Below are 25,148 nucleotides of genomic sequence, written 5' to 3' on the forward strand. Positions count from 1 at the left end.
GGGGCGTGAGCAATGGCAACTTCACAGAAAGTGTTGACAGTTAATATTGTGACGCCTGATGGCTTGGTCTACGATCACCATGCAACTATGTTAGTGGCTTGCGCCGTTGACGGTGATTTAGGGATCATGGCCAACCACGAACCGATCATCGCGCCTTTAAAAATTGGGGAAGTCCGGGTCAAACGCACGGACAATCCTGATCACGAAGATGCGGTGGCGGTCAATGGTGGTTTTCTTGAGGTCAATGATAATGTGGCATCAATCGTCGCTGATAGTGCGGAACGTGCGCGAGATATTGATTTGAAGCGGGCGGAAACAGCCCGCGAACGGGCCGAAAAGAAGATCAAGGTTGCCGAAGCGCAGCATGATATTGATGAGGTTCAACGGGCGCAAGTCGCGCTGAACCGGGCGATCAACCGGATCAATGTTTCCAAACACCGTCGGTTCTAGTGGCGTGTCAATTAAATGATTTTTCAAGGTCGAGCTTGCTCGACCTTTTTTTATTGGCGTAAATGGGTTAAACTGAACATATTCGCTTGGTGACGCTTAGATCTAGATCAACCTGCGAGAATGAGAAAAGGATCGGGTAGTTGAACGTGCACTCACAACAAGATTTTCCGCGACGCCTGGGCTATTTGGTGTTTGCAATCGTGCTAGACGCCGCCAACGCGTTAATGATCAATAGCAATTTAGGCAGCGCCGTTTGGACGGCTTCTGGGGTCAACCTGGCCCAAGCGTTACAGGTTTCTTATGGGACAACTTTGTTTGGCTACGCTTTAGTGGTCACGGTGGCCAATCAATTTCTTTTGCGGCGCTTTGATGGTCGCATGTTGATTTCAAATTTGATTTTCTCGTTACCCTTTAGTTATTTGGTCAATTTCTTTGTCTGGCTTTATCAGCCCCTTGCCTTAGGTCAGTTGCCCTTATTCTGGCGGCTATTAGTCAATTTACTGGGGCTATTCGGAGTGGCCGCGGGGGTTTCGATTTACCAGCGCGCGAATGTGGTGCAGCATCCCAACGATGAACTGGCCTATTTGTTACGTTTCAAGTATCTGAAGGGGTCGGCGGTCTGGGGCCAATTGCTAAGTTATACCCCGCCGATCCTGGTGATGTTGGTGTGCTGGCTAGTGACGGGACATTTGACCGCCATTGGGATCGGAACCTTATTGGCGCTGACTGTGCAAGGATTTGTGATTGGGTGGTCTGACCAGCATTTGATCCCATCGTTGAAACACCATTATTCCTTTTAAACGATCTTGTTCACCGGCGCGGCCAAGCTTGCGACGTTGCGCCGGGACTAGTGTTAGGTAGTGACGTCTGCGTTTTCCCAACAAAAAAGTAAAAAATACGCTGATCGATCATGAAATATGATAGACTGGGGTATAATCAATTGGAGGGCACAACATGAGTTCGGTTACAGTTACAGCATTATTTACGATTTTGTGTCACTTGGCTTTTATTTATTTAGCGTATCAAGTGCTCGATGTGATTCGTTTCGATGTTTTTTTGCATAGTCACCAAGAGGGCAAGGTCCGTTTATTGCGTGTGTTACTTGCGATTGCCCTGGGCTTTGCGGCCAGTTCGTTCTTACTTTCAGTCATTAATAACTTGAGCACCGTTTTCTTTGGGCTCTGATCAACATAAGGAGTTTATATGGAAGAAATCATTATCAATGGCGGCCATCGGTTACAAGGAACTGTTGAGATCGATGGGGCCAAGAACGCGATTTTACCGATCATGGCAGCCAGTCTGCTGGCGACAGAAGGTGTGACGGAGATTGACGATGTGCCGATTTTGGCCGATGTTTACACCATGTCCGCGGTGCTGGAATCCTTAGCAGCAGAGGTGGCGTTTGACAAAAATAGCCAAAAACTGCGCATCGACGCCAGCAAACCCCTAAATTATGAAGCCCCCTTTGAATTGGTTTCACAAATGCGGGCGTCTATTATTGTGCTGGGGGCGCTACTAGCGCGTCTGGGTGTTGCCAAAGTCGCCATGCCTGGAGGTTGCGCCATCGGATCACGCCCCATCGATCTGCATTTGAAGGGGTTACGTCAATTAGGCGCGCGCATCACCCAAAACGGTGGCTACATTGAAGCGCGCGCGCAGAAATTGATCGGCGCCGATATTTATCTCGACTTTCCTAGCGTCGGGGCCACGGAGAACATTATGTTGGCGGCGACTCTAGCGGAAGGCACGACTTTTATCGAAAACGCGGCGCGAGAACCGGAGATCGTTGACTTGGCGATCATGCTAAGTGAGATGGGCGCCCATATTTCTGGCGCTGGGACTGAAACGATCAAGATCGTTGGCGTCAAGAAATTGCATGGGATCAGTCATCAGGTCGTTCAGGATCGGATCGAAGCTGGGACGATGATGGTGGCCGCCGCGATCACCCAGGGGCATGTTTTGATCAAAAACGCCATTGGTTATCATAATCGTCCGTTGATTTCTAAATTGACCGAAATGGGCGTTAAAATTGACGAGCGCGATGATGGTATTCTGGTTGAAGGGCCAGAGAAGTTGCGGCCGGTCAACGTTAAGACGATGCCACATCCTGGTTTTCCGACGGATATGCAACCGCAAATGACAGTCGCACAATTGTTGGCCGATGGGGTCAGTGTCATGAATGAAACGGTGTTCGAGAATCGATTCATGCACATGAATGAGTTGCGCCGGATGAACGCGGATTTTGAGATCGAAGGGAACACACTGCTGCTCCATGGGCCTGCCGATTTGCGCGGCGCTCAAGTTGAGGCGACCGATTTACGGGCGGCGGCCGCGTTGGTTTTGGCTGGGTTAGTCGCGGATGGCGAAACTCGGGTCGGCCAGTTGCAATACTTGGATCGCGGTTATTATTTGTTGCATCAGAAGCTGAGTTTATTGGGCGCCGATATTCGCCGCGTTGATATTGATGCTAGTGGCGCAGAACATCCAGTTTTGTCAGCGATTTAAATAAAATCAAATAGGTCAGCAACAAGTTTGATCGGGCGTAAACGAGTTTAACTCTAACGCCCGATTTTAGCGGGCACCGCCAAATCCACCAATGAAGCTAATGAAGTTAGGGTAAGTCACGGAAAAAGTCTGAATATTCTTTAAACTTTCGCGAACCTATCCCTGAGCGTCTTGGTTGGACTTGGGAAATGTGATATAATTTTTCAGTGAATAGCGAGAGGAGCAACAAATATGGCTAAAGATATCGGGGTCGATCTGGGGACGGCCAATGTACTGATCAATGTCCGCGGGAAGGGCATTGTCTTGAACGAACCATCTGTCGTCGCAATTGACACAACGAATGGTAGTGTCGTTGCCGTGGGCGAAGATGCTTATAAAATGGTTGGTCGGACGCCAGGCAATATTCGCGCGATTCGCCCGTTAAAAGACGGGGTGATCGCTGATTTCGATATTACCGAAGCGATGCTAACGTATTTCATCAATAAATTAAACGCGAAATCATTTATGTCGAAACTGAATATTTTGATTTGCTGTCCAACCAACATCACTTCTGTTGAGCAAAAGGCCATCGTTCAGGCCGCACAAGCAGCGGGCGGCAACAATGTTTATCTAGAGTTGGAACCGAAAGTCGCGGCGGTCGGCGCAGGGATGGATATTTTCAAACCTCAAGGCAACATGGTGATCGATATCGGTGGTGGGACCAGCGATATTGCGGTGCTTTCCATGGGCGAAGTGGTCACTAGCCGGTCATTGCGTCAAGCCGGGGATAAGATGGATGCGGCGATCGTCAACTATGTCAAACAGAAACATAATTTGCTGATCGGCGAACGGACAGCCGAAACCATCAAGAAAGAGATCGGCACCGCCTACGAGCCCGCAGAAGACGCGACATTAGAAGTTCGCGGCCGCGATTTGGTCGATGGGTTACCGAAAGAAATTACCATTGACGCGGTTGAAGTGGAAGAAGCGCTTCACGAAAGTCTGATGAATATCGTTGCGGCAGCCAAAGAAGTCCTGGAACAAACGCCACCAGAATTATCCGCTGATATTATTGATCGTGGGATCATGTTGACCGGTGGCGGTGCCTTACTCAAGGGCGTCGATCGCCTCTTCTCAGATCAATTGAAGGTTCCGGTTGTCTTGGCGGAAAATCCACTGGATTCTGTTGCGTTGGGCACTGGCATGTTGCTCGACAATATCGCCCACCATCAACAGCATTAAGCGGAGTGATTTGATTGAAGTTAAAAGTAGATAAAGAACATGTGCTTGCAGTACTCCGATTTCTTGGTATTACTTTGTTAGCCATGGTCATCGCGTTGTTGGTGGGAAGCGTGATCGGTTACGGGATTTCCGGCAAGGGCAATCCGTTTCAAGTTTTCTCACCAAAAACATGGCAGCATGTGCTTGATTTTTTGCGTTAGAACGGAAGGAGTTCGTTGATGCGGCGATTCTTGATTGGCGTGGTCCGCTTTTATCAGCGGTATATTTCCCCATTGTCGCGGCCGCACTGCCGTTACTATCCCACTTGTTCAAGCTACATGGTGACGGCGCTGACGAAGCATGGCGCCTTTAAGGGAACGCTCATGGGGATCGCTCGGATTTTGCGTTGCAATCCCTTTGTTCGTGGCGGATTTGATCCGGTTCCGGATCACTTCAGTTTACGCCGTCATCCTCATCCCGAATTGTTTGAAGATGAGATCATTGCTGCGAAATTTCACCCTGATAAAGTCCAGCCAAAGGAGTAAAATATGACAAAAGTAACACGTCCCGTCGAGATTCGATTAGTTGATCAAGATGACCAGCATTGGCAAGTAGAAACCGGCCAAGGTCATTTTATTGGACGAATCGAGCAAGATGGTAAGAAATTCTTGAGCTTTTACGGTTCAGAAGAACAGGCTCATCGTCATCAGAACCTTGATGAAGCAACTCATGAGCTGATCATGCAGTTCAATTTGCACCAACATTGATTGGTGCTGACGTAAGGTAGGGAAAGTATGCCAGTAGAGAAACATTCAGAAGAGAAAAGATCGAATCGAATTGATTACGGTGTTCTTTTTTCGGTGATGATGCTGGCCATTTTCAGTATCGTTGCCGTTTATGTCGCGACTTATCATGATAGCAGCGCCAGTAGTCCGATCCGCGCGGCAATCATGCAAGTGGCGTGGTATGTGGTTGGTGGCATCGCGGTGGTGGTGATCATGCAATTTGACGCCGAACAGCTGTGGAAGATTGCTCCCTATGTCTACGGCATGGGGATCCTCCTCCTGTTAGCAGTTTTGCTCCTGTATGATCGCCAGACCTTTGACAACACCGGCGCGAAAAGTTGGTTCAAATTCCACTCGTTCACGTTTCAACCGTCTGAGGTGATGAAGCCGGCCTTTATTTTGATGCTGGGCCGCGTGGTGACGGAACATAACGTGAAGTACCCCACCCATAGTGTGAAAACCGATTTCCTGCTCTTGGGGAAAATGCTTGTTTGGACTGTCCCGGTGGCCATTTTGCTGAAATTGCAGAATGACTTTGGGACCATGTTGGTTTTCTTAGCCATTTTCGCCGGGGTCACCTTGGTTTCCGGCGTGACTTGGAAAATTCTATTGCCGGCAATTTCCGCGGTGGCGGTGATTGGTGGCGGGGCCATTTATCTGGTCACGCAAGATTGGGGTCAGACTTTCTTGCGCTCAGTGGGATTTAAGACCTATCAATTCAATCGGGTCCTGAATTGGCTGAATCCGTCACAAGATACGAGTAACAGCGGGATGCAACTTTGGCAAAGCATGAAGGCGATTGGCTCGGGTCAAATGACCGGCCGTGGTTTCAATAACATTAAAGTTTACGTTCCCGTCCGCGAATCTGACATGATTTTCTCCGTGATCGGGGAGAATTTCGGCTTCCTGGGGAGCTGTGCCTTGATTTTGTTGTACTTCTTGCTGATCTACCAAATGATCAAGGTAACCTTCGATACGAAAAACGAGTTTTACGCTTACGTTTCGACCGGGGTCATTATGATGATCCTCTTTCACGTTTTTGAAAATATTGGGATGAGCATTGGCCTGCTGCCGCTGACTGGGATCCCGCTTCCTTTTATTTCACAGGGGGGCTCGGCGCTGCTAGGCAACATGATCGGCATTGGCTTGATCATGTCGATGCGTTACCATTACAAGAGCTATATGTTTACGAACAAAGAGAATGAAGAGTTTGACTAAACGTGTGCCGCGCTGGGTTCTGGCGCGGCATTTTTGCATCGGGCTCAGACTCGGCAAGTTAACGTACTGAATTTATTTTGGAAAAGGTGATCAAATGTCATTAATTAATAAAATCCCCGCGGAAAAAGTTCTTGATTTGCGCCAAGAAGTCCCGATCGAGCCGGAACAGATGCTTAGCAAGACCTTGGTTCAGCGTGATTCCCTAGGTATCACGGTCTTTGCTTTGGATCAAGGCCAAACGATCCAGCGGCACCAAACAAACGGCGACGCGTTGGTCAATCTTTTGTCAGGCGTGGCGAAAATCACGATCGGGAGCCAGGATTATTTGGTTCACGCTGGCGAAAGTCTGCTTATGCCCCAAGGAATCCCACACGAACTGCACGCCCAGGAAGCCTTCCAAATGTTATTAGTTGTGGTCAAACCCGAAGGAGCCCAAGCATGATCTATGATTTAGCCGCGCTGGTCAATTATCATGACCAGCAAATCACCAGTCGCGAATTGACCGAGAAATTCGGCTTACCCGCGGCCACCACCCTTTATGCTTTTGCGGCTGGTGAAACAATCAGCGCCGAACAAAGCCCGCAAAACAAGCTGTTGTATGTCCTTGCTGGGGAGTTAACGGTTATCACCGATCGATCGCTGACGATTCAGTCAGGACAGCTTTTGACCTTGGCGGCTGGTGTCACTCATCGGTTGCTGGCGAACCAGCCTTGTAAGTTTTTGCAGATCGAATTAGGCTAGACGTTCAGATTGCTGAACGTCTTTTTGCTTGATTGCGGGTGTGGGTGGGTGTTGCGCGTGAGCGCAACCGGCTGGGACTGCTGTTGCGGACTGGAACGTGGTGGGCGTCGTTTTGAGCCTTGTCCTAAGCGGCAAAGCCGCCAAGGACAATTTCACCACTGAGCCGCGCAGTCCCAGCCGGTTGCTAGGCAGAATTGAGCCTATCTGCAATCGAAGTCGGGTATCTGACGAAGTGCTTTTGCAAGCGAGAAATCAAACAACTCCTTCTTTTGGGTGGTCCGGCAATGTCAACTTGTTTTGTTCTTGAACCTGTGCTGATTGAGGACTTGTTGGTGACGCAACCGACCTAAGACGTTTGTCGTGGCTGGAAACGTGCCCACCGACCCAGCTCATAGCGCTTGGCTACGCAACTATTCCTGACACGCAAACCAGCCTCCAAAATAGTTGCAAGACAAATGCTCAGAAGCTGGCCAGGTCGGCTCTCACTCAGGGTAGAGACGCGCAGTCCCAGCCGGTTGCTGAACAGAATTGAGCCTATCAGCAATCGAAATCGGGTATCTGACGAAGAGGTTTTGCAAACGAGAGGTCAATACAATTGTCCACTTTTGGAGTGGAACGGCAATACTAGCTGATTTGGATCAAGCGGTCGAGTTATTTTGCGTAGGCTGAACAGCTCTGCTTGATTCCTTAACAATCCCAAGGTGAAAACCGATTGATTCAACTGACTGATCAAAAACCTGCCTCAGTTCATCAGACAGATTGCACTGGTGTCACCAATTTAAAGCTGGTGACCAATGCCACGGCCGTTAACTGCGGGGATTCCCCATCAATTGACCATAGCTTGCCAGTTGGCGTGAGTGCTCAAACGGCTGTTAAAACGTTGAGCGGCTGGAGCGGAGAAATTCGGGGTGAGATCGCCGTGAAATTGTCTGCCGCTTAGGACAAGGCCTGATTTTGAGACAAGCCGCGCACTTTGCGGATTGGCTCAAAACAGCGCCCACAGCGAGCTCACCCCGAATTTCGCAGCGCAAGCTGCGGACAAATTACTTTCATGGTGACAAAGTAATCTCAGCTAAAAAACCCACACCGCGGTGTGAGCGAAAATCAGTAACAAAAAATAAGTAAAACTGAAATGAAAAAAGCAGCTGTGTTATAATGCAACTAGTAAAAGCAATTTAGCTTGTGTACGATCAAATTATTGGAGGATTTCAAAATGGCTGAACAAACATATTTTTGGCAAGAGAAAATGGCTAATGGCCAAATCAAATTAGGCTTGAACCAAGCCGCACGCGAAGAATTAGGCCAGGTCAAGTACGCGGAGTTACCACAGGTCGATCAAGAATTGGCAGTGGGCGATACGTTACTGGCGGTCGAGGCGCAAAAAATGGTCCAAGATTTACCTACACCGATCGCTGGACGCATCGTGGCGACCCACGAGGCGTTAACAACCACGCCTGAACTGTTAGATACGAATGATGATCAAGAAAATTGGATTGCGATCGTTGCCCAAGATTAAAGGTTAACTGGCCTAATATTTTAGGGCTGCTTGATTTTAGGACTGCTGGTCAGGCGATATTTCAATGCGCGGGAAGTTACTAGTTTTCAGACTATTTTTGATAAAGAGAGGTTGCTTATGTCAGTTTTAGAAGTGCGCGATCTACACGTTCGTGTTGATGATCAGAATGAACATAAAGAGATATTAAAAGGTGTCGATCTGACCATGAAAACCGGGGAGATCCATGCGGTCATGGGGCCCAATGGTACAGGAAAGTCGACCTTATCTGGGACGATCATGGGGAATCCGCGCTATCAGGTGACTAGCGGCGATATTCTGTTGGACGGCGTCAGCTTGCTGGATAAACCGGTGGACGAGCGGGCGCGGGCAGGGCTGTTTCTAGCGATGCAGTACCCAGCGGAGATCGTTGGGGTGACCAACGCGGAATTCATGCGGGCCGCGATCAATGCCCGCCGTCCCGATGATGATCCGATTTCGGTGCGCCAGTTCATCAAGGAGCTTGATCACAATCTGGCGTTGCTGGACATGAGCGAAGGCATGGCCGAACGTTATCTGAATCAGGGCTTTTCTGGCGGTGAGAAGAAGCGTAATGAGATCTTGCAATTGTTGATGATCAAACCGACGTTCGCGATTTTGGATGAGATCGATTCTGGCTTGGACATTGATGCGATGAAGGTTGTGGCTAAAGGAGTCAACTCCATGCGGGGCGCTGCTTTCGGCTCACTGATCATTACGCATTATCAACGCTTATTGGATTATATCAAGCCTGATGTGGTCCATGTGATGATGGGCGGACGCGTGGTCAAATCTGGCGATGCCGATTTGGCGCGGAAGCTGGAAGACGAAGGTTACACTGGCTTGCGGGATGAGTTAGGCCTGGATATTCAATTGACGGATGAGAACTAGGGGGTGTTGAGATGGTTCGTGTAAAACCTTTCACCACAGCGGCCGAACTAGCCACGTTCAGCGCAGATCATCATGAAATGGCGTCGTTAGCAGCGTTGCGTCAACAAGCGCTGGCAGCCTATCCGCAGTTGCCCTTACCAACGTTTGAGAAGATTCGCTATCAACGTTGGCCACTTTTTAATGGGAATTTAGCACCTGAGCAAGCCGCAAATCAAACGGTGACGTCAACATCTATGTCAGCGCCCGTGGCCCCGTTAGCGACCACGGGCGCGGCTGACCAAGAGCCAGCGATGATCCAGCAACTGGATCTGCAGGTGCCCCGGGTCCAGTTATCGGCTGAGGCTCAAGCCCAAGGCGTTGTCGCGCTAGATTTCTTTCAAGCGCAACGAGAATATCCGGAACTTTTCGCCAAGTATTATGGGACTTTAGCGGCGCCGGCGTTGGCCAATCGTTTGGCGGCTTTCCATACGGCCGCAGTCAACGGCGGGCTGCTGATTTATTTGCCGGCAGGCGCGAAATTAACGGCGCCGTTGACTTTAGAACTCACGCAAAGCGGGGACAATGGCCAACTGTACGCGCAACATCTCTTGTTGGTCGCCGGTGAAAATAGCGAGGCGACGATTTTGGCGACGCGGCACACCACCACCGCCGGCAGTGCCAGCGCGAATATTGTGGAAGAGTTGATCCTCGAGCAGGGGGCGCAGCTACGCTATACTGCCATTGATGGCTTGAAAAACACCACCTATTTAGCGCGGCGGGCCTATCTTTTCGCTGACGCGCGGATCGATTGGGCGCTGGGCGAGATGAATGATGGCGATATCGTCACCGATTTCAACACTGATTTAGTCGGCAATGGCAGTCAGGCTGATTTCAAGGCGGTGGCGATCTCGACGGGGAGCCAATTCCAAGGGATCACCACGCGCCTGACCAATTACGGCCTGCATACCGTGGCGAATATTTTACAACACGGGGTGATTTTGTCTGACGCCACGCTGACCTTTAATGGCGTGGGTCACATCGTCAAAGGTGCCCGTGATTCCGATTCTCAACAAGAAAATCGGGTCTTGATGTTGTCGCGGACTGCCCGCGGTGACGCGAATCCGATTTTATTGATCGATGAAAATGACGTTCGCGCTGGTCATGCGGCCTCAGTTGGCCGGGTCAACGAGAGTCAGATGTATTATTTAATGAGTCGTGGTCTCTCGAAAGATTTGGCGGAGCGACTGGTGATCCGGGGGTTTCTTGGTTCTGTTTTGACGGAGATCCCGGTGGCCGCTGCCCGCGCCGCGTTGACTGCGACGATCGAAAGGAAGCTTATTGATGGTCAACGACATCGCGATCGCGCGCAATGATTTTCCAATTTTAAAAGAAGTGGTCAATGGCCAGCCCTTGGCCTATTTGGATAACGCCGCGACCACCCAGAAACCGCAAGCGGTGATCGACGCGCTGGTTCATTATTACCAGCATGATAACGCCAATATCCATCGCGGGGTCTATACTTTAGCGGAGCGGGCCACCGAGCAATATGAAGCGGTGCGCCAGCAAGTGGCGACCTTTATCAACGCAGCCAGCGTCGCCGAGATCGTCTTCACCCGGGGAACGACCACCAGCTTGAATTGGGTGGCCCAGACCTATGCGCCGACGATTTTGCAAGCAGGCGATGAGATCGTCATCTCGATCATGGAACATCATAGTAATCTGGTTCCCTGGCAACAAGTAGCTCAACGCACCGGCGCGAAGTTGCGTTATGTTGAGTTGACGGCCAGCGGCGAATTGGATCTGGCTCAATACGGTGATTTGCTGAATGCGCGGACGAAGATCGTCTCCTTGACCCACGTTTCCAATGTGCTGGGCACGATCAATCCCATCAAGAAAATGACCGCCATGGCCCATGCGGTTGGCGCCACCGTGGTGATCGACGGCGCTCAGGCCACCGGTCATTTCCCGGTGGATGTTCAGGAACTGGACTGTGACTTTTATGCCTTTTCTGGTCATAAAATGTATGGGCCAACCGGGATCGGCGTCCTCTATGGTCGCGAAGCGTTGTTAACGGCGATGCCACCAGCAGAATTTGGCGGCGAAATGATCAACTTGGTGACCCGCCAAAAAACCGACTTTAAGCCGGCGCCGGCTAAATTCGAAGCAGGTACCATGCCCATCGCCCAAGTTATCGGATTGGGCGCGGCCATCAGCTACTTGCAACACCTAGGTTGGCCGGCGATCATCGCCCAAGAACAGCAGTTGACCGCGCAAGCTTATCAGGAGCTGACGGCGATCACCGGGGTGACCGTTTACGGCCCGACTGAGCCGACGCGGCGCTCCAGTGTGTTGTCGTTCAATTTACAAGGCTTGCATCCCCACGACTTAGCGACGGTTTTAGATATGCAAGGCGTGGCGATCCGCGCTGGTCACCATTGTGCGCAACCCCTAATGACCGATCTGGGTGTTAGCGCCACGGCTCGGGCTAGTTTCGCGTTTTATAATAATCAGGCTGATCTGCGGCAATTGGTCACGGCCGTGCAAGCAGCAAAGGAGTTCTTCAAATTATGAATTTAGGCGGATTGAATGACTTATATCGGCAATTGATCATTGATCACGCCCAGCATCCGCACCATCACGGGGAGTTGCCCGCGGCCAGTCAAACGATCACTTTGAATAATCCCACTTGCGGTGACGTGATCAAGTTGGCGGTGACCTTTGCGGACGACCGCATCGAGCAGATCGCCTTCAGTGGTGAGGGCTGTTCGATCTCGCAAGCTTCCGCCAGTATGATGACTGATCTGGTCCAAGGCCAGACCCGGGCACAAGCAAAAAAAGAGATCCAAGTTTTCTTGGAAATGTTGATGGAAAATCCAGAAGCGACCCAAGACGACCCAGATGAGCTGCTCGGGGACGCGGCGGTCTTGGCGGCGGTGGTCAAATTCCCCGCACGGATCAAGTGTGCCACCTTGGCTTGGAAAGCCTTAGAACAAGCAATCAGCGAGGAGGAAGCTCATGAGTGAGACTAAAACGAAAAACACCAAAAACAACGAGGAAATGACCAACAGTGTGCCGGCGTTCGTTGACTATGATTATGGGTTCAGTGATGATGTCAAGCCGGTTTTCTCCACCGGTCGCGGGTTAACGGAAGCGACGGTTCGCGAGATCTCCGCGGCCAAGCATGAGCCCGACTGGATGTTGCAGATTCGTTTGCGCGCTTACAAAACCTATTTGAAAATGGCGATGCCTGATTTTGGCCCCGATCTGTCCGGCTTGGATCTGGACAACATGTTGTATTACCAAAAGGCGACCGACCGGCAGTATCGTGATTGGGATCAAGTCCCGGACCAGATCAAGGATACCTTTGAGCGCTTAGGCGTGCCTGAGGCGGAGCGGAAGTATTTGGCCGGCTCTTCTGCCCAGTATGAGTCCGAAGTGGTGTACCACAACATGCGCGACGAATTTGAAAAACTGGGGATCGTTTTCATGGATATGGATTCCGCCTTGAAGGAATACCCGGAAATGGTCAAGGATTATTTCGGGTCCCTGGTCCACATGAATGACAACAAGTTCGCGGCTTTGAATACCGCCGTTTGGTCCGGTGGCACCTTTATTTACGTACCGAAAGGGGTCAAAACCGAGATCCCGATCCAGTCGTATTTCCGGATCAATGCGGAAAATTCAGGCCAATTCGAGCGAACGCTGATCATTGTGGACGAAGGCGGCAGCGTTAACTACGTCGAGGGCTGTACCGCGCCGAATTATTCCTCGGACAGCCTGCACGCGGCGGTCGTCGAAGTTTTCGTCAAACGGGAAGCGTATTGCCGCTACACCACCATCCAAAACTGGTCCAAAAACGTTTATAGTTTGGAAACCAAGCGAGCTCAAGCGCTGGAAGACGCGACGATGGAGTGGGTCGATGGCAATCTAGGTTCAAAGATCACCATGAAATATCCCAGTGTTTACCTTGATGGTCGCGGCGCTCGCGGCACCATGCTGTCCATCGCCGTGGCCGGTGAAGGCGTGATCCAAGATAATGGCGCCCGCATGATCCACGACGCCCCCAACACCTCCAGCTCGATCGTCTCCAAGTCAATCTCCAAAGATGGCGGCGCCGTCAATTATCGCGGCACCGTTCGCTTCGGCCGCAAAAGCGATGATTCCTTCGCCCACGTGGAATGCGACACGATCTTGATGGACGAAAAATCCAAGTCCGACACCGTGCCCTTCAACGAGATTCTCAACGGCAATGTGGCCATGGAGCATGAAGCCAAAGTCTCGAAAATTTCCGAAACCCAATTGTACTACCTCATGAGCCGCGGCATCTCCGAGGCCAAGGCCACCGAAATGATCATCATGGGCTTCGTCGAGCCCTTTACCAAACAACTACCGATGGAATACGCCGTCGAGTTGAACCGACTGATCAGCTATGAGATGGAAGGGTCAGTGGGGTAAGCACCTGCCTAGCGTCATCAACATTGAACAATCAATGTTGATGACGCTTCTTTTTTTGAAACGTGTTCGCCACCCCAGCGCTTTCCGCTTAGCTACGCAATTGCTCCGGAAGCAAGCTGCCGCTTCCAAAACAATTGCTAGTCTAATGCTCAAGCACTACCCGGGGTGACTCGCACTCTTTTTGAAAAGAGCAGACGAACTACAAAACTTAGGACAACACCCAGCAAATAGCGTTTGGTAAAAAAGCAGAGACATCCCAGCTGCCAGCCCCCGAATACAATATTTAATAAGTATTGCTCTTTTTTTGTTCATAAACTCGTAACTAAATCATTGTTCAATTAAAATTTAGATTTATGAGTATTAAGACAAATATTGGGTGGAATCAGAAACTTAAAAGTTTTTGACCCTTATTTAGTCTACATTCTATCGATTGTGTAATGGCTCAATTAATTATGTTCAGTTAAATAATAGTTTATAAAGTGTAATTTGAGCTATTTACTTTACAATCAATATTAAATCAATTATTCTAGAATGGTCATTCTAAAATAATTGTTTAAAGTTCTTAGTAAGCATGGTTAGTAAATAAAATACAAAAAATTTTAGCATTTATTAGAATGATTGTTCTATTAAATAGAACATGACGAAAGGAGATACTTTATGGCTAGACAAAAGGAATTTGATACACAAATTGTTTTAGAGAAAGCAATGGATGTCTTTTGGAAAAATGGATACGAGCACACATCAATGCAAAACCTTGTTGATGCTATGGGAATTCACAGAAGAAGCATATATGACACATTCGGCGATAAGCACAACTTATTTATACTTTCACTCAAACTATATGAGGAGTTGATAATTCGAAATATTCAACTGAATATTCTTGAAAGTATGAGTGTGCATGAGAAATTAAAAAACGTTTTTTCGGTAATCGTTAGCGATAACGATCATCGTGCAGGATGTTTGATTGTGAATACTGCTGCAGAACTTTCTAACATAGACCCAGTTGTTGAAAAAGAAATACAAGATTTTTTTAATCGTGAAGAGCACCTAATTTTTAATATATTGCTTACGGCACAGGAAAAAAACGAAATAGCAGTATCAACTGATATAGAAGCCTTGTCCTGTTTTCTGCACAACGCTTTAATCGGTATACGTGTCTTATCAAAAACAACCAACGACAATGAAAAATTGAATATGATCATTGACCAAACTTTAAAAAATATAAATTAAAGGATATATCACCATGAAATTTGCAGTTATTACAGGAGCAAGTTCGGGAATTGGATATGAAACGGCATTAGCGTTTGCTACAAAAGGAAAACATTTAATATTAGTAGCTCGAAGACTAGAAAAGTTAGAGGAATAAAAAAACAAATTCATTCAATCGATGAGTCACTAGAAGTTGTTCTAAAGAGTTTCGACTTATCAAATCGGGATCAAGTTTATAACTTATACAAAGATTTAAAACCTTATGATATTGAAACATGGATAAATAATGCTGGATTAGGTGATGCTGGCTTAATAATTGACGAGGATCTTCAAAAAATTGAGAATATGCTTCGAGTAAACATTGATGCAGTAACCATCTTGTCTACGCTTTATGCGCAAGACTATGCGGATAAAGAACAGGCGCAATTAATTAACGTTTCTTCTGCAATGGGTTACATGCTTGCTGTTGGGAATATAGTTTATTCCGCAACAAAGTATTATGTTAGTGCCTACACAGAAGGACTAGCAAAGGAATTATCTGGTCATGCTCTAAAAGCCAAAGTATTGGCTCCAGCTATTACTGAAACCGAGTTTATTGATAAAGCCAACAATGTTGAGAATTTTGATTACAGTACTGGAGTTAAAAAATATCACACGGCAAAAGAAATGGCCCAGTTTTTAATTGAGCTTTACGAAAGTAATAACACTGTAGGAATTGTAAATGAAAACTATGATTTCGTTCTAAATGATGGGATTTATCCTGTTTTACAAGGATTATAAAAGGGAGATAGCGAAATAGATAAATTATTTGAAGAAATTACATTAGGTGATATCACCTTAAAAAATCGATTAGTAATGGCACCTATGACGCGAAGTAGAGCAACTGCCGATGGTCTTCCAGGAAAGTTTGCGGAAAAATATTACGGACAGCGCGCTTCCATGGGCTTGATTATCACTGAAGGAGTTCAACCATCTGAACTAGGTCAAGGATATTTGAACACTCCTGGTATTTATACGAATGAGCAGGCAATGGCTTGGAAGAAGATTATTGATCATGTACACGAAAAAGGTGGGAAAATTTTTATTCAATTAATGCACGTAGGTAGAATGTCTCATCCAGATAATCTAAGTACTCATAAACAAGCGATTGCCCCATCCGCAATTGCTCCTGGGGAAAAAATGTTTACTTTAGGTGGTATGAAAGAAATTCCAGTGCCTACTGAAATAAAAACAGAAGATATTCCTACCATTGTCGATCAATATCGAAGCGCTGCAGCACTAGCTATTAAAGCTGGTGCAGACGGTGTTGAGATCCATGGCGCAAATGGGTATTTGATTCATCAGTTTTTAGGGGGGAATTCAAATATTCGTAAGGATAATTATGGCGGATCTATTGAGAATCGTGCTAGATTTGCTTTAGAGGTAACACAAGCAGTAGTGGAAGAAATTGGCGCTTCAAAAGTAGGTATTCGGTTATCTCCAATGAATCACTTAGGGAACGTTGATGAAGGAGAATATGGCGAGGATCTGTATCGATATTTGGTGGCTGAATTAGCTGAATATGACCTTGCATATCTACACTTGATGCATGTAGGTAATGAATCTCTATTAGAAGATATTAGAAATTTGTGGCATACACGATTGATGGTTAATCGTGCCGGAAGACCACTAGAAGATCTTACCGTTGACTTAGACAATAATTTAACAGATCTTGTTTCTGTAGGAGTTTGGTCGCTGGCTAATCCGGACCTAGTAGATAGATTAAGAAATGGCGCACCTCTTAATCCACCTGTTCCTGACATGTTTTACGTAAATCAAGAAGAACTTGGATATACCGATTATCCCACAATTAATCAATAAACGAATTTTGGGCCATCAATACAGAGTTGTTGATGTCTTATTTAATAAGGAGTGAGATTGTTATGAAAGCAGCACAGATAAAGAAGTACTCTAAAGATATAAATGTTTTAATTAACGAAGTACCAAAGCCTATGATACAAGAAAATGAAATACTTATTAAAGTTAAAGTAGCGGCGGTAAATCCATTAGAGCTATTAAATATAACAGGCAGTGTGAAACTGATACAAGATTACCAAAAGCCATTCACTTTAGGTAATGAGTTATCCGGTGTAATAACAGAAGTAGGTAGTAATGTAAAGAATTTTAAAAAGGGCGATTCTGTTTATACTAGATTACCAATTGAAAAAATTGGCGCTTTTGCAGAATTTGTAGCAGTAAATCAAGATGCGGTATGGTTTTTACCTAAAAACTTAGATTATACCTCTGCGGCGGCCATTCCTTTGACAGGTTTGACAGCTTATCAAGCATTTACAGATATTCTAAAAGTAGAATCAGGGCAATCAGTATTCATTCCAGGAGGTTCTGGGAGCTTTGGGCAAATGGCAGTGCCAATTGCCAAGTACCTCGGTTTAAATGTGATAGTGTCAGGAAATTCTGCTTCTAAAAATCGTATATTGAAAGCTGGAGCAGATCAATACTTAGATTACAAGAAAGAAAATTATTGGGAAGTATTGGATAAGGTTGATTATGTGGTAGATACATTAGGCGGAGCTGAAATCGAAAAAGAATTGACCATTATAAAGCCAGGAGGGAAGTTACTTAGCCTTATAGCTGGACCTAATAAGCAATTTGCGATTGAACAACATTTACCTAAATGGAAACAGTGGCTGTTTGGATTAGCTGGTAGAAAACTGGATAGTCAAGCTAAAAAACATAATGTAGATTATCGATTTATTTTTGTAAAATCAAATGGAGAACAATTACACAAGATAACAGAAATTGTAGAAAAAGAAAATATTATACCAGCCATCGATCCTAATATCTTCACATTAGAACAGGTGAATGAGGCAATTTCACTGGTGAAAAACGGGCGGTTACATGGAAAAGTGGTTATTAAATTCGATTAAGGGAAGGGGAGAGAAGATGACAATACAAACAGACTATTTAACTGCACCTAATCTATTTTTAAAGGGAAAGAAAAACAATTTGCTTATAGAGAAATGGGGGAAGAGAAAGGAATTCCTTTAGTTTTATTAACCCATCTGTCTGCAACTTTAGATAACTGGGATCCACTATTAATAAACACTTTGGCAGAAAATCATTGGGTAATTGTGTTTGACAACGTAGGTGTAGGTCTTTCTGATGGAAAAGCGCCTAAAACAATTAAAGAAATGGCTGATGGTGCATTAGAGTTTATACATGGTCTAAATATTGAACAAGTTGATCTACTTGGTCTATCCATGGGGGGGATGATAGCTCAAGAGTTAGTTGCAAAAGAACCGCTTCTTGTAAGAAAGTTAATCTTGGTCGGAACCGGTCCTCGAGGAGGGGATGGGATTTCTGAGGTTACTAAAGTAACCAACAAGGATTTTTTGCGATCTATTTTAACTAGAAAAGATATAAAAACGTACTTGTTCTTTACTGAAACAGAGAATGGAAGAATAAAAGCTGCAGAGTTTTTAGAACGAATCAATACTCGTTCGCTAGCTAAAGATAAAAACATTCGTTTTTCGAGCTACCAGAATCAGCTAACCGCAATCAATCGCTGGGGAAAAGAAAAATCAGCAGATTTGTCCACAATCAGTCAACAGACATTGATTGTGAATGGTGATCATGATCGTATGGTGCCTACAGTAAATTCATACGATCTAGCTAAAAGAATTGCAAAATCGACATTAAAAATCTATCCTGATGCAGGCCATGGATCTCTATTCCAATTTCCAATAGATTTTTCCCAAATAGTTTCAGAATTTATTTATGCAAAATAAAAAAATCCAATGCCATATGTTTGAAAAAATTTTTTAAGTAATAAATTTTGTTCTTTTCTATAATACTTTGAATTAGAGGTCCAACAGGGTATACCCTGTTGGTCTATTTGCCGATTGGAATATATAAACCGTTCTTGGCGGCCAGATATGTTGCGCAAATTAGATTTCAAAAAAATTGTATACTATTAAATTGTTGAAAAGAGTGTTCACCCCCAGCCGCCAGCTGAGAAATCGCTGCTTTTCAGTTTTTTGTCAGATCAGTATCCTTATAGCGCCAAATCAAGTCCCAGCAAGATCAGCATCAGAACTGCATAGACGCCGCTTGTCAGTGTGATCAGGCTGCCGCTCAAGGGGAGGAGTCCAGTTGCGCCATTCAAATAGGCGAACCAAAAGACAATCATGATGACCGAAAACGCGCGGCCATTATGGGATAGGAATCCTAATAATTGGGCCGAGAGAACCAGCGTTAAGCCAAATACCACAAGAAGTGGCAAGCTGGCGAGATTCTTCAATGCCACCGGTAAAACTAACAGCCAAAACAGGCCAACACCAGCCAACAGTTCCACCATGCGCTGGCGCCGTCGCCCACTTGGCACGGTTTGGGCCCAATCATAAACGCCGGACGATTGGCAACGACTTCCTAAGGCGCAAAATAGCGGTATGGCCAACAAGACAATTAGCGGCATAAACACTTGCTGCGCGATCTTGGCTGGTGTGAAAATTGTCGCGCTCCAAATAATCACGATCAAGCCTTTATTCCAGTTAGTCAGTTCGGTCAACAGCAGCCAAATTGTCGATTTGAGCAGGCTGACGACTGAGAAACGGCGCTCACTGACTGGTTGAGACATCAAGAAACCGGGCTGTTCCATTAAGTCACCCTGATTGATCAGATCTTGATTGCCCATAGAAGGGGCAGGGTGGTTGCTTCGCAAAGGCCACTTTTGGAAAATCAGAGAAGCAGCAACGAGCACGAATCCCAACGCTAATCCCAACTGCAAGAGCATGGCGACAAAATCACCGGTATCAAGCCTGACCGCAGGAATAACTAGACTTTGTTGTCCCGAATGCGCACTACCAGGACTGCCAATAATTTGGAGCACCTTCAGAACATGGCCGGTCGTGTTCAAACTTGCTTGATTCAAGGTACGATATAAATAACTTGAACCAGATGGATTCAGAATTTTTGACCAAATGACTTGGTCGGAACTAGCCGCATTAAACATCAATATGCAAAAAGTGACGACCACATTACCAAAATTACGACGGGTCAAAGGGAAGGCCTCACAGAAAAGCGCAACTGCGGCAATTAGGACCAGTCCAGGAACCAAAACCAAAAAGGGCGATAAAAATTGTCCGAGACTGATCGTTTCTCCGGGGAATCGAACCACCACCATGCCCAAGGTCCCCAGCATGACGACGGCCCAAATGACCAGCAGCAAGAGAAAATTTGATAAGAATTTTCCGAAACAATAGCTTAGGCGTGGGAAAGTAACAGAACGCATGATATCAAAAACACCCGTTTGCCGATCGGTTTCCAGCGAATTCTTAACTAACACAAAACCGAAAATCGGTAAGAAAAAACCAGTCATCAGCGCGGCGCTGATCGGCAACCAGGTGGGATTGTCGGCTTGGCGGTAGATGTTAGGGTCCAGCAGTAAGATCGCAATCGCGCTATGAGCTCGCGGCGTGCCAATGACCGCTAAAAACAACGTGAGGATCACGCCGCCCAAAAATGAAGGCCGTTTAGATCGTTCTAGAAAATCGGATCGTAATATTCTAATCATTGAATAATGCCTTCCATCATCGCCAAGCTCGCGTCCTCTAAACGAGGGGCAACGAGCCGCGCGTTAGTTGATGGTGAATCTTTTGCAATGACACGAATATGGGTCCCGTCGATCGCTTGGACGATCGAACTAACATTGTGGTCGTGCTGAGGCACTTGGCCAAAGGGGAGCACGTCTTCCCAGACACAATTCTTGACCCGATCGATCAGGCCCATACATTTTCCTGAGATGCCTTGCTTCCCACCGGATTAATCGGTATAATTCATGGGATTACTAACAAGAAATGAGGATAACGATTGATTACTGTAAGCGATGTGAGTCTGCATTTCGCGGACCGCAAACTTTTTCAAGATGTCAATATTAAGTTCACTTCCGGCAATTGCTATGGGTTGATTGGAGCTAATGGCGCCGGCAAATCAACCTTTTTGAAAGTGCTGTCGGGCGAGATCCAACCGTCCACGGGCACGGTCACGCTGGATCCCAACGAGCGCTTGGCTACATTACGGCAAAATCACTTTGATTACGAAGACAATACGGTTTTGGAAACGGTCATCATGGGCCATACCGATCTGTATCGGATCATGCAGGAGAAGGATGCCATTTACATGAAGCCTGATTTCGACGAGGCCGACGGGATCCGAGCGGCGGAGTTGGAAGCGGAATTTGGTGAGATCGGTGGTTGGGAAGCAGAAAGTGAAGCCTCTCAATTATTACAAGGGTTGAATTTACCGGAAAGCTTTCACCAAGAGAAAATGTCAGCCTTGACGGAAGGGCAGAAGATAAAGGTTTTGCTGGCGCAAGCGCTGTTTGGCAAACCGGACGTGTTGTTATTGGACGAGCCGACCAACGGCTTGGACGTGGCGTCGATCGATTGGTTGGAAGAGTTTCTGATCAATTTCGAAAATACGGTCATCGTGGTTTCCCATGACCGCCATTTCCTTAACAAGGTTTGTACCCACATGGCCGATCTGGATTTCAGTCGGATTCAACTTTATGTGGGCAACTACGATTTCTGGTTGGAATCATCGCAATTGGCTCAGAAGCTGATGCAGGATCAGAACGCCAAAAAAGAAGAGAAAATCAAAGAATTGCAAGCGTTTATCGCGCGTTTTTCGGCGAATGCTTCCAAGTCCAAACAAGCGACCTCACGAAAGAAAATGCTGGATAAGATTACCTTAGACGACATTCAACCAAGTTCGCGGCGCTATCCTTTCATTAAGTTCGTGCCTAATCGGGAGATCGGAAACGATTTGTTACAAGTCGATGATCTGTCCGTAACGGTCGCCGGGAAAAAGGTTTTGGATCATGTCAGCTTTATCCTGAATAAAGATGATAAAGTTGCCTTCTTGGCGGATAACGATATGGTCACGACAACCTTATTCAAAGTGCTCACCGGCGAATTAACGCCGGATTCGGGGACGGTCCGCTGGGGTGTGACCACTAGCACTGCTTATTTGCCGAAAGACTTCACCGCTATTTTTGATGAAGAGACGTCGATTCTGGATTGGCTCCGACAATTCGCGGAAAAGGGCGAGGACGACAATACATTCTTGCGCGGTTTTCTCGGACGGATGCTTTTCTCCGGCGATGACGTTTTGAAATCGGTCAATGTGTTGTCTGGTGGCGAGAAGGTGCGAGTGATGCTGTCGAAAATGATGCTGCTCAAAGCCAACGTGTTGCTGTTGGACGATCCGACCAATCATTTGGATCTGGAATCGATCACGGCCTTGAACGATGGGTTGATCGACTATCAAGGCGCGATTTGCTTTGCTTCTCATGACCACCAGTTTATCCAAACGGTTGCTAATCGGTTGATCTATCTGAGCGCCAACGGGGTGGTTGACCGAGCGGAGACTACCTATGATGAGTTCCGCGCGAATCCTCAGGTCCAAGCGCGTTTAGCGGAATTGGCGCCATCAGTTTAGCGTGCCCGTCTTTTTGAACGGTCATAATTGTTAAGAAGCATACAAAAGATCCTGTCCGCAAGCTTGCTGCGGGCAGGATCTTTTTCTAACTTTAGGGTGGTCATCAAAACATCTGCTAAGCCCGTTGCGCGCGGAAGGTCAGCAAATCGCTGGTGGGGTCTTGACCATAACCGGTTTGTTGCGTAATGGTTTGAAAGCCAGCCTTTTCCAGAAGCAGGCGCATTTCCGTGGGACCGTACCAGTACAAGACGAAATGGGACAGTTCTGATTGGACAACTTGGCCTTGATCCAAGAGCTCGTAGCGATGACTGTAACTGACTTTCTGGTGATGCCAGTCAAATTGTTCGCTGGTGCTGGTGAACAAGATCCCCCGCTGTTGATCCAGGGGAAAACTATCGACGGTCACCTCGCCGGGCTTGAAGTCGCTAGGCAGGGCCGTATCAAATAGCAAGAACCCATCCGGCGCTAAATGTTGATAAAAGCCTTGCAATACTGACAAGATCTGCGCTTTTGGCAAAAGGTCAAAACTGCCTGTGGGCATGATGATCGCCTGATAAGTTCGGTCTAGTTGGAGGTGAGTCAGATCTTGGTGGAAAAGGTCAGCGGTCAGGCCGGCCGCTTGTAAGTTCTCTCGACATTGATCCAGCATCTCCGTCGAAAGGTCGATCCCGTCAACTTGAAGGCCTTTTTGCAGCAAGGGGATCAGCATCCGTCCCGTACCAACGCCTGCTTCAAGGATCCTGCCGCAACAATCCGCCAGTTGTTGGGCGTAGAAGGCCAGATCACCATTCAGCGCGCGACCGATGGGTTTCGTAATTTGATAAACTTGGGTGCTCAATGCCCCATATTCTTTAAACATGACTGACTCCGTTCCGAGTTTGCTGGCGCGTTCCCACGCAAGAAGCCGCCGTTAGCGCTCATTTTTTTCATTGACCAACAGCTTGGTCATTTTGTTGGCGTAGAAGCTCAGCTACCGCCTGAGCCAAACTAGCCACTGTATAAGTCGCGGCCTGGCGCACACTGGCCGGACTGTCATTGAAGGTGAAACTTTGGTCGCTGGCGGTGAGCATGGGCAGGTCATTGTAAGAATCACCGATGCACGCCAGATCTGAATCCGCGATCTGATACTGCTGTTGAACCAACTTCAGCGCGCGTCCCTTAGAATTTCCTTGCGCCACGACGTCGATGTCGATCACATTTTGAAAGGCCGTGATGGGCAGGCCTAACTGATTGATCTCGTTGGTGATCCGGCGCGTTTCTTCAACGCTATCGAGGTGGAATGAGAAATTATGGACACCACTTTCTCGAATTTCGTGGAGGTCTTCGATCAAGCGCACGCCGCTACCTGGCCACGCGTGATCGAAGTGATATTGGTAGATACCCTGATCGACCATGGCAAAACTAGCCAAGTGGTCGAAATGCCGCATCACTTTGATGGCAAGTTCGGTGGGAATATCTTCTTGGTAGCAAACTTTTTGGGTACGATCGAGAATCACACTCCCGTTATTCAGAATGAAGAAGTCAAAGTCGATCAACCCCGCCGTGGCGTCAGTGATCGCCGTCAAATTGCGTCCGGTACAGATGCCAAACAGGTTACCCGCCGCTTGAAAACGGTGAATCGCCGCCAGATCTTCCGGATGAAAAGCAGGTGTTTCGTTAAAATATAAGGTGTTGTCAAAATCGCTTGCCAATAATTTCATTTTTTTAAAGGACTCCTTCTGAAACGTGTTCGCCACCCTAGTGCTTTTCGCTTAGCTACGCAATTGTTCCGGAAGCGAAGTGCGGCTTCCAAAACAATTGCTAGGCTATGCTCGAGCACTACCCGGGGGTGGCTCACACTCTGTCTTGAAACGTGTTCGCCACCCCAGCTTCTTGCGCTTAACTAAGCCAGGCTTCCGAAGGCCAAGACCCGCCTCCAAAATCCTGGCTAGGTTAATGCGCAGAAGCTACCCGGGTTGGCTCACACTCTTTGGTTACTGGTTCAGTATAGCATGACGGTTCTGGATAAAGTAGGGCCGGTTCGTTTAAAACTGGCCGTACCGCAAGTGCTTTGAGTTGATTTGAAAAGTAGGGCTTCTATATTACTACTTCGTTTGATTGCAGGTTTTGGTGGGTGTTGCGCGTGAGCGCAACCGGCTGGGACTGCTGATGCGGACTGGAAACGTGCTCCGCGCAACTGACTTCTGTGCTTAGCTACCCAATGGCTCCGGAAGCAAAGTGCGGCTTCCAAATCCATCGTTAGGCTAATGCTCAGAAGCTGACCAGGTCGGCTCTCATTCTGATTAGAGCCGCGCAGTCCCAGCCGGTTGCTGAACAGAATTGGGCTTATCTGCAATCGAAAGCGTTTATCTGACGAAGTGCTTTTGCAAGCGAGAGGGCAAAACAATCGTCCACTTTTGGAGTGGAGCGTGGCGTTGAAACGTGTTCGCCGACCTAGCTTCTTCCGCTTAGCTACGCAACTATTCTGGAGTCATAGACCGGCCTCCAAAATAGTTGCTAGGCTAATGCTCAGAAGCTGACCAGGTCGGTTCACACTCTGGCGTTGGTGGGCTGTTTACTAGTTGGCGGAAGGTCGGGCTGGGGGTGAGTCAGCCGCGATATTATTGTTGGCGATTTATCGCCTACAATAAGGCCGAGTTTTGAGATTTTCGGCGCACTTCCGAAAAGCTCAAAATCGTGCCCGCCGC

28 protein-coding genes and 1 pseudogene are annotated in these 25,148 nt (G+C 47.3%); 24 read left to right on the top strand and 5 right to left on the bottom strand.

The genetic code is table 11. The features are described 5' to 3' along the window. The first annotated feature begins 12 nt into the window (after window positions 1–12). The 11 genes from EKM94_RS05320 (at window position 13) to EKM94_RS05370 (ending at window position 6,899) form a co-directional block, all read left to right on the top strand. Complete coding sequence (locus EKM94_RS05320) at window positions 13–450, top strand: F0F1 ATP synthase subunit epsilon (protein WP_125598599.1); 438 nt, start codon at window positions 13–15, stop codon at window positions 448–450. Between the two features lie 146 nt (window positions 451–596). Beyond that, entirely contained in the window at window positions 597–1,250 is a 654-nt protein-coding gene (locus tag EKM94_RS05325; protein ID WP_125598602.1) for a YczE/YyaS/YitT family protein, read from the top strand. 154 nt (window positions 1,251–1,404) lie between these two features. Continuing rightward, window positions 1,405–1,635: a DUF1146 family protein gene (locus EKM94_RS05330; protein WP_125598605.1), complete on the top strand. Its 231-nt coding sequence runs from the start codon at window positions 1,405–1,407 to the stop codon at window positions 1,633–1,635. Between the two features lie 18 nt (window positions 1,636–1,653). Then, window positions 1,654–2,955, top strand: a complete 1,302-nt coding sequence (gene murA / locus EKM94_RS05335; protein ID WP_125598608.1) for a UDP-N-acetylglucosamine 1-carboxyvinyltransferase — start codon at window positions 1,654–1,656, stop codon at window positions 2,953–2,955. A 231-nt stretch (window positions 2,956–3,186) separates the two neighbouring features. Further along, on the top strand, window positions 3,187–4,176 hold the full coding sequence (mreB, locus tag EKM94_RS05340) for a rod shape-determining protein (protein WP_125598611.1): 990 nt from the start codon (window positions 3,187–3,189) through the stop codon (window positions 4,174–4,176). 14 nt (window positions 4,177–4,190) lie between these two features. Next, window positions 4,191–4,376, top strand: coding sequence for a DNA-directed RNA polymerase subunit beta (locus EKM94_RS12615; RefSeq protein WP_225422165.1), 186 nt, complete (start codon window positions 4,191–4,193; stop codon window positions 4,374–4,376). Window positions 4,377–4,394: 18 nt separating this feature from the next. Continuing rightward, the gene (gene yidD, locus EKM94_RS05350; protein WP_125598614.1) at window positions 4,395–4,700 is read left to right on the top strand and encodes a membrane protein insertion efficiency factor YidD; all 306 of its coding nucleotides are present in this window, start codon (window positions 4,395–4,397) and stop codon (window positions 4,698–4,700) included. Window positions 4,701–4,703: 3 nt separating this feature from the next. Next, window positions 4,704–4,922 (top strand): DUF2969 family protein, encoded by a 219-nt coding sequence (locus EKM94_RS05355; RefSeq protein WP_125598617.1) that lies wholly within the window; start codon window positions 4,704–4,706, stop codon window positions 4,920–4,922. A 27-nt stretch (window positions 4,923–4,949) separates the two neighbouring features. Beyond that, complete coding sequence (locus tag EKM94_RS05360; protein ID WP_125598620.1) at window positions 4,950–6,158, top strand: FtsW/RodA/SpoVE family cell cycle protein; 1,209 nt, start codon at window positions 4,950–4,952, stop codon at window positions 6,156–6,158. 94 nt (window positions 6,159–6,252) lie between these two features. Next, window positions 6,253–6,600, top strand: coding sequence for a cupin domain-containing protein (locus tag EKM94_RS05365; RefSeq protein WP_125598623.1), 348 nt, complete (start codon window positions 6,253–6,255; stop codon window positions 6,598–6,600). After that, window positions 6,597–6,899: a cupin domain-containing protein gene (locus EKM94_RS05370; RefSeq protein ID WP_125598626.1), complete on the top strand. Its 303-nt coding sequence runs from the start codon at window positions 6,597–6,599 to the stop codon at window positions 6,897–6,899. The genes EKM94_RS05365 and EKM94_RS05370 overlap by 4 nt, the downstream gene beginning before the upstream one ends. Here EKM94_RS05370 and EKM94_RS12340 read toward each other — a convergent pair. Next, on the bottom strand, window positions 6,891–7,055 hold the full coding sequence (locus EKM94_RS12340; protein ID WP_164511119.1) for a hypothetical protein: 165 nt from the start codon (window positions 7,053–7,055) through the stop codon (window positions 6,891–6,893). The genes EKM94_RS05370 and EKM94_RS12340 overlap by 9 nt on opposite strands. A gap of 556 nt (window positions 7,056–7,611) precedes the next feature. Between EKM94_RS12340 and EKM94_RS05380 the strand changes: the two genes are divergently transcribed. The 12 genes and pseudogenes from EKM94_RS05380 to EKM94_RS05435 all read left to right on the top strand — a co-directional run bounded on the left by EKM94_RS05380 (window position 7,612) and on the right by EKM94_RS05435 (window position 18,752). Further along, window positions 7,612–7,839 (top strand): hypothetical protein, encoded by a 228-nt coding sequence (locus EKM94_RS05380; protein ID WP_125598632.1) that lies wholly within the window; start codon window positions 7,612–7,614, stop codon window positions 7,837–7,839. 273 nt (window positions 7,840–8,112) lie between these two features. Further along, a complete protein-coding gene (locus EKM94_RS05385) occupies window positions 8,113–8,415 on the top strand; it encodes a glycine cleavage system protein H (protein ID WP_125598635.1) in 303 nt (100 codons plus the stop codon). 117 nt (window positions 8,416–8,532) lie between these two features. After that, complete coding sequence (gene sufC / locus EKM94_RS05390) at window positions 8,533–9,321, top strand: Fe-S cluster assembly ATPase SufC (RefSeq protein ID WP_125598637.1); 789 nt, start codon at window positions 8,533–8,535, stop codon at window positions 9,319–9,321. 11 nt (window positions 9,322–9,332) lie between these two features. Next, entirely contained in the window at window positions 9,333–10,673 is a 1,341-nt protein-coding gene (sufD, locus tag EKM94_RS05395) for a Fe-S cluster assembly protein SufD (RefSeq protein ID WP_125598640.1), read from the top strand. After that, window positions 10,642–11,871, top strand: a complete 1,230-nt coding sequence (locus EKM94_RS05400) for a cysteine desulfurase (RefSeq protein ID WP_125598643.1) — start codon at window positions 10,642–10,644, stop codon at window positions 11,869–11,871. The genes sufD and EKM94_RS05400 overlap by 32 nt, the downstream gene beginning before the upstream one ends. Next, a complete protein-coding gene (sufU, locus tag EKM94_RS05405; protein ID WP_125598646.1) occupies window positions 11,868–12,323 on the top strand; it encodes a Fe-S cluster assembly sulfur transfer protein SufU in 456 nt (151 codons plus the stop codon). The genes EKM94_RS05400 and sufU overlap by 4 nt, the downstream gene beginning before the upstream one ends. Window positions 12,324–12,357: 34 nt before the next feature. Continuing rightward, window positions 12,358–13,755, top strand: coding sequence for a Fe-S cluster assembly protein SufB (gene sufB, locus EKM94_RS05410; RefSeq protein ID WP_125598680.1), 1,398 nt, complete (start codon window positions 12,358–12,360; stop codon window positions 13,753–13,755). A gap of 657 nt (window positions 13,756–14,412) precedes the next feature. Further along, window positions 14,413–14,985, top strand: coding sequence for a TetR/AcrR family transcriptional regulator (locus EKM94_RS05415; RefSeq protein WP_125598649.1), 573 nt, complete (start codon window positions 14,413–14,415; stop codon window positions 14,983–14,985). 13 nt (window positions 14,986–14,998) lie between these two features. Beyond that, window positions 14,999–15,744, top strand: a pseudogene (locus EKM94_RS05420) (SDR family NAD(P)-dependent oxidoreductase). A 15-nt stretch (window positions 15,745–15,759) separates the two neighbouring features. Further along, window positions 15,760–16,824: an alkene reductase gene (locus EKM94_RS05425; protein WP_125598652.1), complete on the top strand. Its 1,065-nt coding sequence runs from the start codon at window positions 15,760–15,762 to the stop codon at window positions 16,822–16,824. A 62-nt stretch (window positions 16,825–16,886) separates the two neighbouring features. Continuing rightward, window positions 16,887–17,891, top strand: a complete 1,005-nt coding sequence (locus tag EKM94_RS05430; RefSeq protein WP_125598655.1) for an NADP-dependent oxidoreductase — start codon at window positions 16,887–16,889, stop codon at window positions 17,889–17,891. A 93-nt stretch (window positions 17,892–17,984) separates the two neighbouring features. Next, window positions 17,985–18,752, top strand: coding sequence for an alpha/beta fold hydrolase (locus EKM94_RS05435; RefSeq protein ID WP_125598658.1), 768 nt, complete (start codon window positions 17,985–17,987; stop codon window positions 18,750–18,752). Between the two features lie 266 nt (window positions 18,753–19,018). On the opposite strand, the gene EKM94_RS05440 is transcribed toward EKM94_RS05435, so the two are convergent. Beyond that, window positions 19,019–20,536, bottom strand: coding sequence for a hypothetical protein (locus EKM94_RS05440; RefSeq protein ID WP_125598662.1), 1,518 nt, complete (start codon window positions 20,534–20,536; stop codon window positions 19,019–19,021). Continuing rightward, window positions 20,533–20,751: a hypothetical protein gene (locus EKM94_RS12620; RefSeq protein ID WP_225422166.1), complete on the bottom strand. Its 219-nt coding sequence runs from the start codon at window positions 20,749–20,751 to the stop codon at window positions 20,533–20,535. Before EKM94_RS12620 ends, EKM94_RS05440 begins: the two co-directional genes overlap by 4 nt. 81 nt (window positions 20,752–20,832) lie before the next feature. Here EKM94_RS12620 and EKM94_RS05450 point away from each other — a divergent pair, with 81 nt between their 5' ends. Next, window positions 20,833–22,461, top strand: a complete 1,629-nt coding sequence (locus EKM94_RS05450) for an ABC-F family ATP-binding cassette domain-containing protein (protein WP_125598665.1) — start codon at window positions 20,833–20,835, stop codon at window positions 22,459–22,461. A gap of 115 nt (window positions 22,462–22,576) precedes the next feature. On the opposite strand, the gene EKM94_RS05455 is transcribed toward EKM94_RS05450, so the two are convergent. Then, window positions 22,577–23,320, bottom strand: a complete 744-nt coding sequence (locus EKM94_RS05455) for a class I SAM-dependent methyltransferase (RefSeq protein ID WP_125598668.1) — start codon at window positions 23,318–23,320, stop codon at window positions 22,577–22,579. Window positions 23,321–23,387: 67 nt separating this feature from the next. Next, window positions 23,388–24,161, bottom strand: coding sequence for an HAD family hydrolase (locus tag EKM94_RS05460; protein ID WP_125598671.1), 774 nt, complete (start codon window positions 24,159–24,161; stop codon window positions 23,388–23,390). Window positions 24,162–25,148: the final 987 nt, after the last annotated feature.

It is taken from the genome of Lapidilactobacillus achengensis, from assembly GCF_003946655.1.
GTDB lineage: Bacteria > Bacillota > Bacilli > Lactobacillales > Lactobacillaceae > Lapidilactobacillus > Lapidilactobacillus achengensis.

Coding starts and splice junctions, on each gene's coding strand:
- EKM94_RS05320 (WP_125598599.1), top strand. CDS start 13: ATGGCAACTTCACAGAAAGTGTTGACAGTTAATATTGTGACGCCTGAT.
- EKM94_RS05330 (WP_125598605.1), top strand. CDS start 1,405: ATGAGTTCGGTTACAGTTACAGCATTATTTACGATTTTGTGTCACTTG.
- murA (WP_125598608.1), top strand. CDS start 1,654: ATGGAAGAAATCATTATCAATGGCGGCCATCGGTTACAAGGAACTGTT.
- mreB (WP_125598611.1), top strand. CDS start 3,187: ATGGCTAAAGATATCGGGGTCGATCTGGGGACGGCCAATGTACTGATC.
- yidD (WP_125598614.1), top strand. CDS start 4,395: ATGCGGCGATTCTTGATTGGCGTGGTCCGCTTTTATCAGCGGTATATT.
- EKM94_RS05355 (WP_125598617.1), top strand. CDS start 4,704: ATGACAAAAGTAACACGTCCCGTCGAGATTCGATTAGTTGATCAAGAT.
- EKM94_RS05360 (WP_125598620.1), top strand. CDS start 4,950: ATGCCAGTAGAGAAACATTCAGAAGAGAAAAGATCGAATCGAATTGAT.
- EKM94_RS05365 (WP_125598623.1), top strand. CDS start 6,253: ATGTCATTAATTAATAAAATCCCCGCGGAAAAAGTTCTTGATTTGCGC.
- EKM94_RS05370 (WP_125598626.1), top strand. CDS start 6,597: ATGATCTATGATTTAGCCGCGCTGGTCAATTATCATGACCAGCAAATC.
- EKM94_RS05385 (WP_125598635.1), top strand. CDS start 8,113: ATGGCTGAACAAACATATTTTTGGCAAGAGAAAATGGCTAATGGCCAA.
- sufC (WP_125598637.1), top strand. CDS start 8,533: ATGTCAGTTTTAGAAGTGCGCGATCTACACGTTCGTGTTGATGATCAG.
- sufD (WP_125598640.1), top strand. CDS start 9,333: ATGGTTCGTGTAAAACCTTTCACCACAGCGGCCGAACTAGCCACGTTC.
- EKM94_RS05400 (WP_125598643.1), top strand. CDS start 10,642: ATGGTCAACGACATCGCGATCGCGCGCAATGATTTTCCAATTTTAAAA.
- sufU (WP_125598646.1), top strand. CDS start 11,868: ATGAATTTAGGCGGATTGAATGACTTATATCGGCAATTGATCATTGAT.
- sufB (WP_125598680.1), top strand. CDS start 12,358: ATGACCAACAGTGTGCCGGCGTTCGTTGACTATGATTATGGGTTCAGT.
- EKM94_RS05415 (WP_125598649.1), top strand. CDS start 14,413: ATGGCTAGACAAAAGGAATTTGATACACAAATTGTTTTAGAGAAAGCA.
- EKM94_RS05430 (WP_125598655.1), top strand. CDS start 16,887: ATGAAAGCAGCACAGATAAAGAAGTACTCTAAAGATATAAATGTTTTA.
- EKM94_RS05435 (WP_125598658.1), top strand. CDS start 17,985: ATGGGGGAAGAGAAAGGAATTCCTTTAGTTTTATTAACCCATCTGTCT.
- EKM94_RS05440 (WP_125598662.1), bottom strand. CDS start 20,536: ATGATTAGAATATTACGATCCGATTTTCTAGAACGATCTAAACGGCCT.
- EKM94_RS12620 (WP_225422166.1), bottom strand. CDS start 20,751: ATGGGCCTGATCGATCGGGTCAAGAATTGTGTCTGGGAAGACGTGCTC.
- EKM94_RS05455 (WP_125598668.1), bottom strand. CDS start 23,320: ATGTTTAAAGAATATGGGGCATTGAGCACCCAAGTTTATCAAATTACG.
- EKM94_RS05460 (WP_125598671.1), bottom strand. CDS start 24,161: ATGAAATTATTGGCAAGCGATTTTGACAACACCTTATATTTTAACGAA.